Source organism: Xanthomonas sp. LF07-6 (assembly GCF_034105445.1).
GTDB lineage: Bacteria > Pseudomonadota > Gammaproteobacteria > Xanthomonadales > Xanthomonadaceae > Xanthomonas_A > Xanthomonas_A sontii.
On record NZ_JAXGGI010000011.1, the window covers coordinates 18408 to 34380 of the forward strand.

Below are 15973 nucleotides of genomic sequence, written 5' to 3' on the forward strand. Positions count from 1 at the left end.
TGCCTGCCATGGCCCAGCCCAGCACCGACGCCACCGCCAACGCCTACTACGTGCCCAGCCAGAGCCGCTGGCCGTTCATCGGCTCGATCGCGATGTTCGTGACCATGATCGGCGTGGCCAGTTGGCTCAACGACGCGTCCTGGGGCAAGTGGACCTTCTTCACCGGCATCGCGATGCTGGTGGCGACGCTGTTCATGTGGTTCGGCGATGTGATCCGCGAATCGATCGCCGGGCACTACAACCGCCAAGTCGACGTGTCGTTCCGCATGGGCATGGTGTGGTTCATCTTCTCCGAGGTGATGTTCTTCGGCGCCTTCTTCGGTGCGCTGTTCTACACCCGCACCTTCATCCTGCCGTGGCTGGGCGGTGAGGGCGACGGGGTGATGACCAACGCGCTGCTGTGGGACGGCTACTCCGCCGCCTGGCCGACCAACGGCCCGGGCGGCATCGGCGGCCAGTTCCAGACCATCCCGGCCTGGGGCCTGCCGCTGATCAACACGCTGATCCTGCTCAGCTCCGGCGTCACCCTGACCATCGCCCACCACGCGCTCAAGGCCGGCCAACGCACCCGGCTGATGGTGTTCCAGGCGCTGACCGTGGCGCTGGGCTGCACCTTCCTGTACTTCCAGGCCGAGGAGTACATGCACGCCTACAAGGAGCTCAATCTGACCCTGGGCTCGGGCATCTACGGCTCGACCTTCTTCATGCTCACCGGCTTCCACGGCGCGCACGTGCTGCTGGGCACGATCATGCTGCTGGTGATGCTGCTGCGGATCAGCCGTGGCCACTTCAGCCGCGACAACCACTTCGCCTTCGAAGCGGCGGCGTGGTACTGGCACTTCGTCGACGTGGTGTGGCTGGCGCTGTTCCTGTTCGTCTATGTGCTTTGAGGGCTGGGAATAGGGAATCGGGAATGGGGAATCGCAAGCGCGGCTTTCGCTTGCGCTCCCGCTTTGCCGATTCTCTTTTCCCGATTCCCCATTCCCGGCTTCTCAGCGGCCAAGTCCGTGGGGCTTGATCACTCCCGTATAGATGCCCAGGATCACCAGCAGGATCAGGCACACCGATAGGCCGATGCGCCAGGTCAACGCGTTCACCGTGCGCTTGCTCTGGCCGCGGTCCACCAACAGGTAGTACAGGCCGGCGCCCAGGTTCCACAGGATGAGCAGCAGGAACGCGACGATCAGCAAAGTCTTCAGCGAGTCGTTCATGGGCGTCTCGGCGCATGGTGTGTCCGCATTATGACCCTCGCCGCTGCCTCGCGCGTGGGTGCGCGCCGGCGCATGCCGCTGTGGCTGGGTTGGAGCGTCGCGTTGGCGGTGGCGGTGTGCTTTTGCATGCTCGGCCGCTGGCAGTTGCAGCGCATGCACGAGAAGCAGGCCTTGCTGGCGCAGGCGGCGCATGTGCGCGATCGTCCGCAGACGCTGGCCGACGCGCTGCGTGCGACGCCGCCAGGCCAGTTGCGCTGGGTGCATGGTGCCGGCCGCTTCCTGCCCGGGCAGATCCTGCTCGACAACCAGCTGCGGCAGGGCCGCAGCGGGGTCAAGGTGTACCAGCCGTTCCTGGCCGACGGCGCGGCGGCGCCGCTGCTGGTGGAACTGGGCTGGCTCCCGCTGCCGGCCGATCGTGCGCTGCCCGAACCGGCGCCGTTGCAGGGCCGCTACACGCTGGTCGGCCTGCTCGGGCCGCCACCGTCGCATGGATTGACCCTGGGTCCGGCGCTGGTCGCGGCGCCGTCGCCGCAGCGCTGGCTGGCGATGCGCATCGAGCCGGCGGCGATCGGCGAGGCGCTCGGCCGCCGCGACATTTTGTCGCAGGTGCTGCGCCTGGATCCGGCCTTGCCGCTGGGTTATCCGCGCGACCTGGACCTGCTGCCGAACACGCTGCCGCCCGAGCGCCACTTGGGTTACGCGGTGCAATGGTTCGGCCTGGCGCTGGCGGTGCTGGTCACCGCGGCGCTGCTCAGCTGGCGCGCGCGCAGGGGACGGGGCGGGCGCTGAGCGCGCGCGCATGAGAAAATCCCCGGCATGAATGCTCCCACCCCGGCCCCGCGCCCGGCGGCCGCACGCGGCCGCTGGCCGCTGATCGTGTTGTTCGTCCTGTTCTTCGGCTCGATGCTGGTCGCCGGCGCGTTGCGCTTTTCCGGCTGGCAGCCGGCCGCCAGCCGCAACCACGGCGAACTGCTGCAGCCGCCGGCCGACCTGCGCGCGCTGCAGCCGCGGCTGGCCGACGGCCGCGTCTACGCCTGGGAGCCGCAGCGGCGGCTGTGGCGCATCGCGCTGGCGCCGCCGGCGGACTGCGGCAGCGCCTGCGAGGCGCTGGCGCGCGACCTGGACAAGGTCTGGCAGCTGTTCGGCCACGACGCCGACCACGTGCAGATCCTGTGGATCGGCACGCCGCCGGCCGCCGCCCAGGCCCTGCCGCAGGTGCAGGCGCTGCGCGCGGATCCGGCGCTGCTGGCGGCGCTGCCGCGGGTGCGCGATGCGGCCGGGGTGCCGGTCTACGTCATCGATCCGAACGGTTTCGTGGTGCTGCGCTATGCCCCCGGGTTCGACCCGGCCGGGTTGCGCGCGGACCTGGCGAAACTGCTGAAACTCCTGTGAGCCGCTTCCTATGACCTTGTTCGCGCGCCCGGCGCTGTTCCGGCATTTCCATCGCATGGCCTGGCTGGCGGCGCTGTTCACCGCCAGCACCATCATGTTCGGCTCGTTCGTGCGCCTGTCCGATGCGGGCATGAGCTGCCCGGATTGGCCGACCTGCTACGGCCGCATCACCTGGCCGCAGACCAGTGCCGAAGCCGATACCCACGCCGCCAGCAAGATCCGGCCGCTGGAGACGCACAAGGCGTGGCGCGAGCAGATCCACCGCTTCCTGGCCGGTGCGCTGGGCGTGGAAGTGTTGGTGCTGTCGCTGCTGGCGGCGCGGCGGCGCCGGCTCGGCATCACCCAGATCGTGACGGCGGCGGCGCTGGTGGCGCTGTCGATCCCCCTGTACATGTCCGGCTGGCCGGGGCTGGCGATGCTGGTGGCAGTCGGCGGCGAGGCGATCCTGCTGCTGGCGGCGCTGCGCTGGTCCAACGACGACCTGGCCCGTGCCGCGGTGCTGACCCTGTCGGTGGTGATCTTCCAGGCCCTGCTGGGCATGTGGACGGTGACCCTGCTGCTCAAGCCGATCGTGGTGATGGGGCATCTGCTGGGCGGCCTGCTGATGTTCTCGCTGCTGGTGTGGATGGCCTGGCGCGCCACCCATCTGCCGATCACCCTGGCCGATGCGCCGCGCCTGAAGTGGCTGCTGCGCCTGGGCGTGGCGGTGCTGGTGCTGCAGATCGCCCTGGGCGGCTGGGTCAGCGCCAACTACGCGGCGTTGGCCTGCGGCGGCGGCAGCTGGTCGGCCGACAACTTCCCGCGCTGCGTCAGCCAGTGGTGGCCGCCGCACGATTTCCGCGAGGGCTTCACCCTGTGGCGCGGCATCGGCGTGGACTACGAAGGCGGCGTGCTCGACGGCGCGGCGCGCATCGCCATCCAGATGGCGCACCGGATGATGGCGATGGTGGTGGCGGCCTACCTGCTGTGGCTGAGCTGGCGCCTGAGCCGCACGCCGGGCATGCGCGGCTGGGCCGCGGCGCTGGCGCTGCTGCTGGTCGCGCAGGTGTGCCTGGGCATCCTCAACGTCAAGCTGGCGCTGCCCTTGCCGGTGGCGGTGCTGCACAACGCCGGCGCGGTGGCGCTGCTGTTCGTGCTGGTGTCGTTGCTGGCGCGCTTGCGGGCGCCGCAATGAGCGCGCATCGCGTCCACTGGCGCGACTACTGGGACCTGACCAAGCCCAAGGTGGTGGCGCTGATCGTGTTCACCGCCCTGGTCGGCATGTGCCTGGCGATCCCGGGGCTGCCGACCTGGGCGCAGGTGCGCACCGGCCTGCTCGGCTTCTTCGGCATCTGGCTGGCGGCCTCGGCGGCGGCGGCGATCAACCAGCTGCTGGACGCACGCATCGATGCGCAGATGGCGCGCACCTCCTGGCGTCCGCTGGTGGTGGGCAAGGTGCTGCCGTGGCAGGTGCTGCTGTTCGCCACCCTGCTGACGGCGCTGTCGATGACCGTGCTGGTGGTGTGGGTCAACGGGATCACCGCGGTGCTGACCTTCGCCTCGCTGATCGGCTATGCGGTGATCTACACGGTGTTCCTCAAGCGCACCACGCCGCAGAACATCGTCATCGGCGGCCTGGCCGGCGCGGCGCCGCCGCTGCTGGGCTGGGCCGCGATCACCGGCATGCAGGGCCAGTGGGACTGGGCCTATGCCTCGCTGTTGGTGCTGATCATCTTCGTGTGGACGCCGCCGCACTTCTGGGCATTGGCGATCTTCCGCCGCGCCGACTACGCCAAGGCCTCGATCCCGATGCTGCCGGTCACCCATGGCGTGGCGCATACCCGCCGGCAGATCCTGGTGTACACGGTGCTGCTGGTGGTGGTGACGCTGCTGCCGGTGGCGGTGGGCATGAGCGGGGTGTTCTACCTCGGCGGCACCCTGGTGCTGGACGCGGTGTTCCTCTGGTACGCCTGGCGCATGCTCGATCCGCCGGACGAGATGTTCTCGATGCGCATGTTCGGCTACTCCATCGTGTACCTGATGGCGCTGTTCGCGTTCCTGCTGGTCGATCACTGGATCGCCTGAACGGGTCGTTCAGTTTTCCGCTCAAGTGTTGCCGGTCGCGGTCGTTACCGGGCGAACGACCAAGATCGGCAAAGCCGCGGAGACATCCATGTGGGGCAAGAGCAAGCAAGACGCGGCGAAGCTGCAGGCACTGACCGAGCGCCTGCGCGAGGCCGAGGCCGAGCGTGACCGCGCCCGTGCGCAGGCCGACAGCGCCCTCGCCAATGTGGACGACATGCGCGTCCGTTTCGACCTGGTCACCAAGGCGACCACCGACGGCCTGTGGGAAATGCGGGTGATCGCCGGCGATCCGATCAACCCCGCCAACGAATTCTGGTGGTCCTCGCAGTTCCGCGCGATGCTGGGCTTCTCCTCCGAGCTCGACTTCCCCAACGTGCTCGACAGTTGGGCCTCGCGCCTGCATCCGGACGACAAGCAGGCCACGCTGGACGCGTTCGCCAAGCACCTGGGCGACCGCAGCGGCCAGACCCCGTACGACGTGGACTACCGCCTGCAGCTGAAGAACGGCCAGTACCGCTGGTTCCGCGCGATCGGTACCACCCAGCGCGACGCCCAGGGCTTACCGCTGCGGGTGGCCGGCGCGCTGACCGACATCACCGAGCGGCGCGAGCGCGAGGCGTTCCTGGACATCGTGCTGACGCGCTTCGAGCTGGGCCAGCAGATGCTCAACGACGGCCTGTGGGACATGAGCGTGACCGCCGGCGATCCGATCAATCCGGCCAACGAGTTCTGGTGGTCGCCGCAGTTCCGCGCGTTGCTGGGCTTCGCCTCCGAGGCCGAGTTCCCCAACGTGCTCGACAGTTGGTCCTCGCGCCTGCATCCGGAGGACGCGGAATTCGCGCTCAATGCCTTCGCGTCGCATATCAACGACCGCACCGGCCGGACCGGCTTCGACATTCAGTATCGGATCAAGCTGAAGAGCGGTGAGTACCGCTGGGTCCACGCGCGCGGCCTGACCAAGCGCGCCGCCGACGGCACCCCGCTGCGTGCGGTCGGCGCGTTGCTGGACATCCATGCCACGCGTCAGCTCGGCGAGGCGGCGCACACGCTGCAGACCGCGGCCGCGGAGATGGTCGAGGACAACAACGATCTGGCCCGGCGTACCGAGCAGCAGGCCGCGGCGCTGGAAGAGGCGGCCAGCTCGATGGAGGAGATCACCGGCACCGTGCAGCGCAACGTCGAGCACGTCGGTCACGCCAACCGCCTGGTGGATGGTGCCAGCGACGTCGCCCAGCGCGGTGGCGAGGTGGTGCGCGACGTGGTGCAGACCATGGCCGGCATCGAGAGCGCCTCACGCAAGATCGCCGACATCATCAGCGTGATCGACGGCATCGCCTTCCAGACCAACATCCTGGCGCTGAACGCGGCGGTGGAAGCGGCGCGTGCGGGCGAGCAGGGCCGTGGTTTCGCCGTGGTCGCCACCGAAGTGCGCAGCCTGGCGCAGCGCTGCGCCGATGCGGCCAAGGAAGTGCGCGGCCTGATCGCCAGCTCCAGCGAGCAGGTCGATCGCGGTTCGGCGCTGGTCGCACGCGCCGGTGCCACCATGGAAGAACTGCTCGGCTCGGTGCGCGAGGTGCAGCGCATTATGACCGACATCGCCGGCGCCAGCCGCGAGCAGAGTGCCGGCATCGGCCAGGTCAACCAGATCGTGGTGCAGATGGACACCGCCACGCAGCAGAACGCGGCGCTGGTCGAAAAGATGGCCGAAGCGGCGCGCGCGCTGGAAAACCAGGCCAGCGGCCTGAACGCGCATACCGCCAAGGAGCAGCAGCGCGCGGCCAACCAGGCGGCGCCGGTGCGCGTGGCGGCCTGATCGGGAGCGGCCCAGCCCACGGCGCGTCTGCCGCGTCGTGGGCGTGTGGGGGGCTGTCGCGTCCTGCGACGCGGCAGATCCGCCGGGTCGGGAGCAGGTAGCTGTGCAGGCACCGGCGGTCGCCGCCGGCGCAGTGCCCTGCCGTGGTGCGTGACGCGCCTCTCGCGCTCACCCCAGCCAATGCTGGCAGCCGTCGCCCTCCTGGCTGCCGCAGCTTTGCTGCATCTTGTGCTGCAGCCGCGCGAGCACCGCGCTGCCGTCGTGGCCCTTGCTCCAGGCCTGCAGGGTCTTGGCCAGGGTGTCGAAACGCTGCCGGGTCCGCTGGTGATAGCCGTCGGGCTGGCCGGCCAATTCTCCGATCACCTGGCCGGCGGCCGCCTCGATCGCGGCCGGATTGTCCGGCTGCAGCCGGACCAGCCCATCGACATAGAGCACGCCCCACTGCACGCGGGTGGCCGGGCCCTGCGCGCTCTCGTAGGCCTTCTTCAGCCAGAACAGCGCCGTCTGCTTGTCGCCGCGCGCCTCGGCCAGACTGGCCAGTTCCGGCATGTAGTAATACGGCGTCTTGCTGCGCTGGAGTTCGGCGAGCAGCAGTTGCTCGGCGCCGGCGCTGTCGCCGGCGGCGTCCAGCAGGCCGGCGGCGCTGCTGATCGTGGACTGGCGTTCGTAGTCGGTCCTGGCGGCCTGCTCGGCCCAGTGCACGCGCTGTTGCACCTTGGCGACCACCGCCGGCGGCAGTGGCGGATGCGGACCGTCGCCGGCCTCGGCCGGCTGGCCTTGCGCCAAGCGTGCCAGGGCGATGTCCGCGGCGGCGGTGTCCAGGCGATCGCTGATCGGCAGGCTGCTGTCGGCGTAGACCTGGTCCAGCGCATGGGTCAGCGCGTTCGACAGCGCAGTGCGCTCGGCGGCGTCGCTGGCCGCGGCCTGCACCAGCTCGCGCGCCGCATAGGTCAGCGTGCTGCGGTTGGCGCGCACCTCGGCCGGGTCGGCCAGCACCGCCTGCAGCAGTTCGCGGTCGGCGGCGCGGTGCTTGGCATCCACCTTGGCAGCCTTGGCCGGATCCTGTGCGGCCAGCGCCAGCAACGCGAAACGGCGTTGCAAGGCCGGCTGCGGCGCGGCCGCGGCCAGGCGCGTGAGCACGTCGGCCGCCTGACCCGGCTTGACCAGTTGGGCCGCATCCACCGCCCAGCCGTACTCGCCGAGCAGGATCCAGTCGTCGGCGCTGAGCGTGGCCGGCGCCTTCAGCGCTTGCTGCAGCAACTGCGCCGAGGTAGTGGTGCGGGTCGCGGCCACGCGCAGGGCCTCGGCCAGGCGCACGGTATCGCTGTCCCCGGCCAGGCGGGTGATCTCGCTGCGGTCCGGGCGCAGCACGATGATGGTCGGATAGCCCTTGACGCCGAAGCGCTCGCCCCAGGCCTGCGCGCCTTCCGAATCGCCGTCCAGGTGCACCGCGACGAAGGCGCGGGTGCGGGCGATGAACGCCGGGTCCTTGAACAGCGTGGCCTTGAGCCGGTTGCAGGGCGGGCACCAGGCCGCGCCCCAGTACAGCAGCACCGGCTTGTCGTGTTCGCGCGCTTCGGCGAAGGCGTCGTCGACGTCGCCCTCGCGCCAGGCGATGCCGGCGCTGTCGGCGGCAGGCGCCGCTGGGGCGGCCTTGGGCGCGGCCGGCGCGGGCGGTTGCTGGCAGGCACTCAGCGCCAGCAGCGCGGCCAGGCTGGCGGAGATCGTCGCGGAACGGCGGAACATGCGGCTCATGGGGGCACCGGGAGGGGAGGGAGACACGGCGCCGGCCGTGCCGGCCGTCTACTGTACGCAGCCGTTGCCGTCATCGCTCATGCCGGCTGCGCATCTGCATATGCCGCCCGTGCAGGTGCTGCGCGGCGCATGACACGCACTTGCGGCCCGCGTCGGCGCGGCGTGCCGGCCGGCGCCCGCGACCGCCCCTTGCCGTTCGCCGCTAGCCGGTCGCTTCTGCCTTCGCCGCGCGCGCGTAGCGTTGCGCGATCACCGCGCAGACGATCAGCTGGATCTGGTGGTAGATCATCACCGGCAACACGATCGCGCCGAGGCTGCCGCTGGCGAACAGTACCTTGGCCATCGGCACGCCGGTGGCCAGGCTCTTCTTCGAGCCGCAGAACACGATCGGAATCTCGTCCTCGCGGGAAAAGCCCAGGCGCCGTGCGCCGAAGGTGATCAACGCCATCGCCAGCGCCAGCAGCACCGCGCCGACCACGGCGACGCCGAGCAGCGCCGGCAGCGGCGTCTTGCGCCACAGGCCTTCGACCACCGCGGCGCTGAACGCGGTGTACACCACCAGCAGGATGGTGCTCTGGTCGGTGTAGCGCAGCACTGCGCGGCGGCGTTCGACCCAGCCGCCGATCCAGCGCTGCAGCAGATGGCCGGCGACGAACGGCACCAACAGCTGCAGCATGATCTTGCCCATCGCCTCCAGCGGATTGGACATGGCGTTCTGCGCGTCGGTCAGCACGCCCATCAGCAGCGGCGTCAGGAACACCCCGAGCAGGCTCGACAGCGAGGCGCTGCACACCGCCGCCGGCACGTTGCCGCCGGACATCGAGGTGAAGGCGATCGACGACTGCACCGTGGACGGCAGCGTGCACAGGAACAGCACACCGATGTACAGGTCCGGGGTCAGCAGCCAGTGCGACAGCGGCTTGAACAGCAGGCCCAGCAGCGGGAACAGGATGAAGGTGGCGGCGAAGATGGTCAGGTGCAGCCGCCAGTGCAGCGCGCCGGCGACGATGGCCGCGCGCGACAGCCGCGCGCCATGCAGGAAGAACAGCGCGGCGATCGCCAGATCGGTGACCACGTCCATCACCGACGCCGCGCGCCCCTGCACCGGCAGCAGCGAGGCCAGCAGCACCGTGCACAGCAGCGCCAGGGTGAAGGGTTCGATGCGCAGGCGCGCAAGCCAGGACTTGATCATCGGGGAAGGTCGAGCGGTGGGGGGAGTCGTGCATTTTAGAAAGCATGGCGCCCGCACGCGAATCCGGACGCACGGCGTAGACAACTCGCAGACATGTTGCGGCGACGGCCGTTTCGGTCAAATGCGCGTACCGGCAGCTTGCTAGATTGCCTTTGCCCGTCCGAGTGGGGGAGCGCGTCGGGCACGATGGCGCGCCACGCGTGCGCCATCGCCCCCCGCTTCTCCAGGGATCAGGAGCACGCACATGCAATACGATCAGTACCAGACCGTGTTTGCGCTTTCGAGCTTGGCCAATTGGGTGGGGACGCGGACCGGAATCGCCCCAGCACTGCAGTCCGATTATCAGCGCATGTTGCTGGACACCCTGAAGTCGGCGCCAGCGCAGCAGAAGATCGGGACCTGGGAGCTGGTCTGGGGGCCGCAGGTGTGGCAGGGGCAACACTCCGATCTTTCTGACAATGCAATGTTCGTCGCCAAGTGCGCGGACATGCCTGGCTTTTCGACCGCCGTCTATGTGGTGGCGATCTGCGCCACCAACCGAAGTCTCCCTACGACTGGTTGGTCGAGGATTTCGATGTCGCTTCGGTGGTCGACTTCGCCACCTACGATCCTTTGGCAAGCGCTGCGCCGACAAGGGCATCCAAGCCGATCCCGCAGGATGCCGCGGTCATCTCGATGGGCACGGCACTGGGCGTATGGCATCTGCTCACTATGGTGAGTCCAGACACTGCCATGGCGCCAAAGACGACCTTGTGCAGCTTCCTGCAGAGCAACGCGAGCAACGGTGCCACGGTGATCTTCGTCGGGCACAGCCTCGGTGGCGCGTTGTCGCCGACCACCGCGGCCTGGCTCAAGCAGGCGGGCAAGCTCGAATACAACGCGGTGTACTGCTATCCCACCGCAGGAGCTACGCCGGGTAACGCTGCGTTCGCCAGTCTCTACGCGCAGCTGTTACCGCCCACGCCGGCCAACGGTTACCAGGCATGGAACCGCGATATGTGGAATACCCTGGACGCGGTGCCGCACGCGTGGGTCATTGCCATGCTTCGGCAGATCAAGACGCTCTACGACAACAAGCCCATCTCGGATGTCGATCTGGCGGTGAATGCAGCCATCGTGCAAGCATGGGCGTCGGGTGTGGCCTACACGCAGATTGCCAATCAGCCGCTGGCCGGAACGCCGAGCGGTAGTCCTCCGACCGACCTGAAGACGTTCCTGCAGCAGGTGGCGTTCCAGCACACCAAGGCTTACGAGGCGCTGATCGCGAACTGGCTGCAGCCGGTATTTCCGCCCGGTGCCACGCCGCAGACGCTGCCGCTGGATGCAGATGCGCTGCTGGATGCGCTGGTCGCGCGTATCGAAGCCAAGGGGGCGGAGTGGGAGACGCTGGAGGCGGACGCGATAGCGGCGTTGGCGCGCGCAGAAACGTCGGCATAGTTCTGACGGGGTGGGGTCAGAGGTGGCGGTCCGGCATACGGATCGCCGCCATTTCGGACGTCCATGCGCATTGCGTCAATGCAGCCCCGCACGCGCCTTCAGCAGTTCCCGCAGCTCGTACTTGTCGGTCTCGTCCAACCCTTGCGCGCGCTGCTTGGCCTGCAGTTCGTCCAGGCGCTGCTGCAGCGTCTGCTTTTCCAACTGCACGACCACGTCGTGCAGTTCCTGGCGCCAGCTGGCGGTCTCGCCGGCGATCTCCTGCACCGCCAGCTTCTGCAGTGCGGCCAGTTCCTCGCGTTCGTGGAAGTGTTCGAGCAGGGCGCCGGTGGTGATCTCCGGGCGCGCATGCACGATCTGCAGCAGTTCGATCATCAGCTCGATGCCGGGCAGGCGCAGGCCGGCGAACGGGTAGGGCGGCGGCAGGTCCAGCGCCAGCGACGGCGCCTGCAGCAGGCGCACGATCCCCTCGCGGACCAGGCTGCGCTTGTGCGCCGGGCGCGGCGCGCGCGGCGGCGGCCGGCTCGCCGCGGCCGTGGCGACTGCCGGTGTGGCGGCGCCGATGCCGGTGAGTTCGGCCAGGCGCTGGCGCATCAGGTCGCCGAAGGCGCCGTCGGGAATCTGCGCCAGCATCGGCCGCGCGCGTTCGGCCAGGCGCGCCTTGCCGTCGAGCGTGCCGAGGTTGATCTCGCGCGAGAGTTCGTCGAAGAAGAACTGCGACAGCGGCGTGGCCTGGACCAGGCGCGCGTCGAAGGCCGCGGCGCCTTCCTTGCGCACGATGGTGTCCGGATCCTCGCCATCGGGCAGGAACAGGAAGAACGCCTGGCGTCCGTCCTTCATCCGCGGCAGCACCGATTCCAGCGCCTTCCAGCCGGCGCGGCGGCCGGCGGCGTCGCCGTCGAAGCAGAAGAACACGTCCGGCGCGTTGCGGAACAGCAGTTCGGCATGGTCCGGCGTGGTCGCGGTGCCCAGCGTCGCCACCGCCTGGGTGACGCCGAACTGGAACAGCGAGACCACGTCCATGTAGCCCTCGACCACGATCAGCCGCTCGATCTTCTGGTTGGCCTGGCGCACCTGCCACAGGCCGTACAGTTCGCGGCCCTTGTGGAACAGCGCTGTCTCCGGCGAGTTCAGGTACTTGGGGCCGTCGTCCTTGTCGAGCACGCGGCCGCCGAAGGCGATGACCCGGCCGCGGCGGTCGAAGATCGGGAACATCACCCGGTCGCGGAACTTGTCGTAGACGTGGCCGCGGTCGTTCTTGGAGAACAGCCCGGCGCGGTCGAGCAGCTTGAGCCGGCGCTCGTCGGTGCCCAGCGCGTCCTTGAGCGCGCTGTAGCCGTCCGGGGCGTAGCCGATCTGGAAGCGCGCGCGGTTTTCCGCGTCCACGCCGCGGCCGTCCAGGTAGACGCGCGCCTTCTCGCTGCCGTCGAACTGGCGCTGGAAGAACTTGGCCGCCGCTTCCAGCGCAGAGTACAGGTCGCGGTGGTCGTCGCCGGCGGCCTGCGCCGCGCCACGCTGCTGGGCGTCGCGCGGGATTTCCATGCCGGCGCGCTTGGCCAGCTCGTCGACCGCGTCGAGGAATTCGAGGCGGTCGTAGTTCATCAGGAAGCTGATCGCGGTGCCGTGCGCGCCGCAGCCGAAGCAGTGGTAGAACTGCTTGGTTGGCGACACCGTGAACGAGGCCGACCGTTCGTCGTGGAACGGGCAGCGCGCCGCGTACTCCTTGCCCTGGCGCTTCAGCGGCACGCGCGTGCCGATCACCTCGACGATGTCGGTGCGTGCGAGCAGGTCGTCGATGAATGCGTCGGGGATGCGGGCCATCCGCATAGGATGCCACGCGCGTGCGCCGTCACGCTGGCCGCGCGGCCTGCGTGTGGTTCAGCACCGTGCGGTCAGGGCGCCGGCGGTGCCTGCGCAGCGCTGCGCGGGTCGATCCCGGCCGCGACGAGCTTGCTGTGCGAGCGCAGCCGCTCGTCGATCACCGCGGTGATCAGCGCGCCGACGAAGAACACCACGGTGGCGTAGTAGATCCACACCAGCAGGATCACCAGCGCGCCCATCGAGCCGTAGGCGCTGCCGGGCGCGGCGGTGGCGATGTACAGGCCGATCGCGTAGCGCCCGGCCACGAACAGGCAGGCGGTGATCGCGCCGCCGATGATGGCCTGGCGCCATTCCACGCGGCGGTCGGGCAGATAGTGGTAGAGCACGGCGAAGGCCAGCACGTAGATCGCCAGGGTCGAGACGTAGCCGACCGCCGGCAGCACCGACGGCATCCGCGCGAACACCACCTGCAGCACGGTGGTCAGGATCATCGAGATCAGCAGCAGGAAGCCCAGCGCGAATACCACGCCGAAGGAGAACACGCGCTTCTTCAGCCAGGCCATGAGGCCGTCCAGGCGCTGCTTGTCGGTGCGGAAGATCAGGTTCAGCGCGTTCTGCAACTGCGCGAACACCGCGGTGGCGCCGACGAACAGCAACAGGGTGCTCCACAGCCCCGCCAGCGAGCCCACGCTGGGCTGGTTCTTGGCGTTGTCGATCACCGTCTGCGCGACCTCGCGCGCGCCGTGCCCGGCCAGTTGCCCGATCTGCGCGATCAACGCCTCCTGCGCCTGCGGATACAGCGAGGCGGTGAGCCACAGCAGCAGCACCAGCAGCGGCGCCAGCGACAGCAGCGCGTAGAACGACAGCGACGCCGCCTGGGTCATCACGTCGATCTCGACGAAGCGCCGCACCAGCGCGGCCGGCAGGCTCTGCTGCAGGCGGTCGAGATGTTTGTGCAGGCGATCGGACGACAGGGGCATGGACATGGGCGCGGGACCTTCGGCGCGCGGCGTCGCAACGCCGGTCCCGCACTGCGCGCAGAAGGGGGCGCGGGCTTGCCGGCGTTGTAGCAGCCCGTCGCCGAAAGGCGGGTGAAGCCCGCCGCGCGCGCTAACGCATCGGTGCGGTCAGCCGGCCAACTGCTGCTTGACCAGCACCGAGACCTGGCCCATGTCGGCCTTGCCCGCGAGCATCGGCTTGAGCACGGCCATCAGCTTGCCCATGTCGGCCGGGCTGGCGGCGCCGGTCTGCGCCTTCGCCGCCTGGATCGCGGCGACGATCTCGGCCTCGCCCATCTTGCTCGGCAGGTAGCGCTCGATCACCACGATCTCCTCGCGCTCCACCTGGGCCAGGTCGTCGCGGCCGGCGGCCTCGTACTGGCTCACCGAGTCCTTGCGCTGCTTGACCATCTTGTCCATCACCGCGATCACCGCGGCGTCGTCCATCTCCACGCGCTCGTCCACTTCCTTCTGCTTGATCGCGGCGTTGATCAGCCGGATCACGCCCAGGCTGTGCTTGTCGCCGGACTTCATCGCGGCCTTCATGTCGTCGGTGAGCTGCTGCTTGAGGGTCATGAGGGGCTCCACAGGAGAGAAAAAAGGGAAAGGGCATTCTAGGCAAGCGCGCTGGCGCAGGCTGTGGCCGAGGCGGCACGCGGGTGCCGAGGGACAGGGATGGGACCGATGCCCGCGTGGGGCGGAGCGCCTGGCCAAGGCGGAAGACGCACAAAAAGCCGGCGACGCTTGCGCGTGCCGGCTTTGTGGGCTTACCGTAGCGGATGCCGAAACCGGCACATCCCGCTACAGTAGGCCGCGATCCTCAGTACAGACGCTGGCGCTTGGTGACGTCGCGCGAGGTGCGACGCAGCTGGCGCTTCACCGCGGCAGCGGCCTTGCGCTTGCGTTCCTGGGTCGGCTTTTCGTAGAACTCGCGCTTGCGGGTTTCGGCCAGCACGCCGGCCTTTTCGCAGGTGCGCTTGAAGCGACGGAGCGCAAACTCGAAGGGCTCGTTCTCGCGGACTTTAACGCTGGGCATGGAATCTCCGGGACACAATGGTGACCGGGTCAGGCCCGGCGAGCCGCACATTATAGCGACAGATTTCGCGGCTGCAAGCACCCCGTTTGGCCTGCCGCCGATTCGGCCGCACAATGCACCCCATGAACGTGCTCGGCATCGAATCCAGTTGCGACGAAACCGGCGTCGCCGTCTACGACACCACCCGCTCCGGGGCGGCCGCGCTGCGTGCGCATGCGCTGTACAGCCAGATCGCCCTGCACGCCGAGTACGGCGGGGTGGTGCCGGAGTTGGCCAGCCGCGACCACGTGCGCAAGCTGCTGCCGCTGATCCGCCAGACCCTGGCCGAGGCCGGCCTGCAGGTGCGCGATCTGGACGGGGTGGCCTACACCGCCGGCCCGGGCCTGGTCGGCGCGCTGCTGGTCGGTGCCGGCGTGGCCCGGGCCCTGGCCTGGGCGCTGGAGGTGCCGGCGATCGGCGTGCACCACATGGAAGGCCACCTGCTGGCGCCGTTGATGGAGGATCCGGACCCGGTGCACGGCGCGCCGGCGCCGCCATTCGTGGCGCTGCTGGTCTCCGGCGGCCACACCCAGTTGATCGCGGTGGAGGCCATCGGCCGCTACCGCCTGCTCGGCGAGACCCTGGACGACGCCGCCGGCGAGGCCTTCGACAAGACCGCCAAGCTGATGGGGCTGCCGTATCCGGGCGGCCCGCAACTGGCGGCGCTGGCCACGCAGGGCAGCTCGGGCCGGTTCCGCTTCGCCCGGCCGATGACCGACCGGCCCGGCCTGGACTTCAGTTTTTCCGGGCTCAAGACCCAGGTGCTGCTGGCCTGGCGCGACAGCGACCAGTCCGACGCGGTGCGCGCCGACATCGCCCGCGGCTTCGAGGACGCGGTGGTGGACACGCTGGCGATCAAGTGCGAGCGCGCGTTGGAGGCCGCCGGCAGCGACACCATCGTGGTGGCGGGCGGCGTCGGCGCCAACCTGCGCCTGCGCGCCAAGCTGCAGGCGATGGCGCAGGCCCGCGGCGGCCGTGCCTGCTTCCCGCGCCCGGCGCTGTGCACCGACAACGGCGCGATGATCGCCTTCGCCGGCGCCCTGCGCCTGCAGGCCGGCCTGCACGACGCCGCGTCTGCGGTTCAGGTGACGCCGCGCTGGGACATGGCGGACTTGCCGCCATTGGCGGCAAGTCGGGAATCGGGAATGGAGAATCGGGAATCGTGAGCGGCTCACGCGCCGCTTTTGCCGCTGCTCTTACCATTCCCCACTCCCTATA

Annotated in this window: 15 protein-coding genes; 8 read left to right on the top strand and 7 right to left on the bottom strand. The window is 69.4% G+C overall.

Annotated features, from left to right (window positions below):
- Positions 1–8: 8 nt before the first annotated feature.
- Complete coding sequence (locus SLW56_RS15720; protein ID WP_010341611.1) at positions 9–890, top strand: cytochrome c oxidase subunit 3; 882 nt, start codon at positions 9–11, stop codon at positions 888–890.
- A gap of 102 nt (positions 891–992) precedes the next feature.
- On the opposite strand, the gene SLW56_RS15725 is transcribed toward SLW56_RS15720, so the two are convergent.
- Positions 993–1211 carry a twin transmembrane helix small protein gene (locus SLW56_RS15725; RefSeq protein WP_010341612.1) on the bottom strand — a complete coding sequence of 73 codons (219 nt, stop codon included), beginning with the start codon at positions 1209–1211 and terminating at the stop codon, positions 993–995.
- A 30-nt stretch (positions 1212–1241) separates the two neighbouring features.
- Between SLW56_RS15725 and SLW56_RS15730 the strand changes: the two genes are divergently transcribed.
- The 5 genes from SLW56_RS15730 to SLW56_RS15750 all read left to right on the top strand — a co-directional run bounded on the left by SLW56_RS15730 (position 1242) and on the right by SLW56_RS15750 (position 6480).
- Positions 1242–2000, top strand: coding sequence for an SURF1 family protein (locus SLW56_RS15730; RefSeq protein ID WP_320695119.1), 759 nt, complete (start codon positions 1242–1244; stop codon positions 1998–2000).
- Positions 2001–2027: 27 nt separating this feature from the next.
- Positions 2028–2603 carry a hypothetical protein gene (locus SLW56_RS15735; RefSeq protein WP_148829646.1) on the top strand — a complete coding sequence of 192 codons (576 nt, stop codon included), beginning with the start codon at positions 2028–2030 and terminating at the stop codon, positions 2601–2603.
- A gap of 10 nt (positions 2604–2613) precedes the next feature.
- Positions 2614–3777 (top strand): COX15/CtaA family protein, encoded by a 1164-nt coding sequence (locus SLW56_RS15740; protein ID WP_267100244.1) that lies wholly within the window; start codon positions 2614–2616, stop codon positions 3775–3777.
- The gene (gene cyoE, locus SLW56_RS15745) at positions 3774–4667 is read left to right on the top strand and encodes a heme o synthase (protein ID WP_017914706.1); all 894 of its coding nucleotides are present in this window, start codon (positions 3774–3776) and stop codon (positions 4665–4667) included. Before SLW56_RS15740 ends, cyoE begins: the two co-directional genes overlap by 4 nt.
- Before the next feature lie 88 nt (positions 4668–4755).
- Positions 4756–6480, top strand: a complete 1725-nt coding sequence (locus tag SLW56_RS15750; RefSeq protein WP_152238252.1) for a PAS domain-containing methyl-accepting chemotaxis protein — start codon at positions 4756–4758, stop codon at positions 6478–6480.
- Between the two features lie 168 nt (positions 6481–6648).
- Here the strand turns inward: SLW56_RS15750 and SLW56_RS15755 are convergent, their stop codons facing one another.
- Both SLW56_RS15755 and SLW56_RS15760 read right to left on the bottom strand, forming a co-directional pair.
- Positions 6649–8235 carry a thioredoxin family protein gene (locus SLW56_RS15755; RefSeq protein ID WP_043094369.1) on the bottom strand — a complete coding sequence of 529 codons (1587 nt, stop codon included), beginning with the start codon at positions 8233–8235 and terminating at the stop codon, positions 6649–6651.
- A 202-nt stretch (positions 8236–8437) separates the two neighbouring features.
- Positions 8438–9427, bottom strand: a complete 990-nt coding sequence (locus SLW56_RS15760) for a bile acid:sodium symporter family protein (protein ID WP_267100241.1) — start codon at positions 9425–9427, stop codon at positions 8438–8440.
- A gap of 558 nt (positions 9428–9985) precedes the next feature.
- Here SLW56_RS15760 and SLW56_RS15765 point away from each other — a divergent pair.
- Positions 9986–10864, top strand: a complete 879-nt coding sequence (locus tag SLW56_RS15765) for a hypothetical protein (RefSeq protein WP_267124805.1) — start codon at positions 9986–9988, stop codon at positions 10862–10864.
- A 75-nt stretch (positions 10865–10939) separates the two neighbouring features.
- Here the strand turns inward: SLW56_RS15765 and dnaG are convergent, their stop codons facing one another.
- The 4 genes from dnaG to rpsU form a co-directional block, all read right to left on the bottom strand.
- Positions 10940–12682 carry a DNA primase gene (gene dnaG, locus SLW56_RS15770; protein WP_320695120.1) on the bottom strand — a complete coding sequence of 581 codons (1743 nt, stop codon included), beginning with the start codon at positions 12680–12682 and terminating at the stop codon, positions 10940–10942.
- Positions 12683–12753: 71 nt separating this feature from the next.
- Positions 12754–13668: a YihY/virulence factor BrkB family protein gene (locus SLW56_RS15775; protein ID WP_026143465.1), complete on the bottom strand. Its 915-nt coding sequence runs from the start codon at positions 13666–13668 to the stop codon at positions 12754–12756.
- Between the two features lie 141 nt (positions 13669–13809).
- The gene (locus SLW56_RS15780) at positions 13810–14256 is read right to left on the bottom strand and encodes a GatB/YqeY domain-containing protein (RefSeq protein ID WP_017912044.1); all 447 of its coding nucleotides are present in this window, start codon (positions 14254–14256) and stop codon (positions 13810–13812) included.
- 244 nt (positions 14257–14500) lie between these two features.
- Positions 14501–14716: a 30S ribosomal protein S21 gene (gene rpsU, locus SLW56_RS15785; RefSeq protein ID WP_003465342.1), complete on the bottom strand. Its 216-nt coding sequence runs from the start codon at positions 14714–14716 to the stop codon at positions 14501–14503.
- 122 nt (positions 14717–14838) lie between these two features.
- On the opposite strand from rpsU, the gene tsaD reads away from it, so the two are divergent.
- Entirely contained in the window at positions 14839–15921 is a 1083-nt protein-coding gene (gene tsaD / locus SLW56_RS15790; RefSeq protein WP_267121829.1) for a tRNA (adenosine(37)-N6)-threonylcarbamoyltransferase complex transferase subunit TsaD, read from the top strand.
- Positions 15922–15973 lie beyond the last annotated feature (52 nt).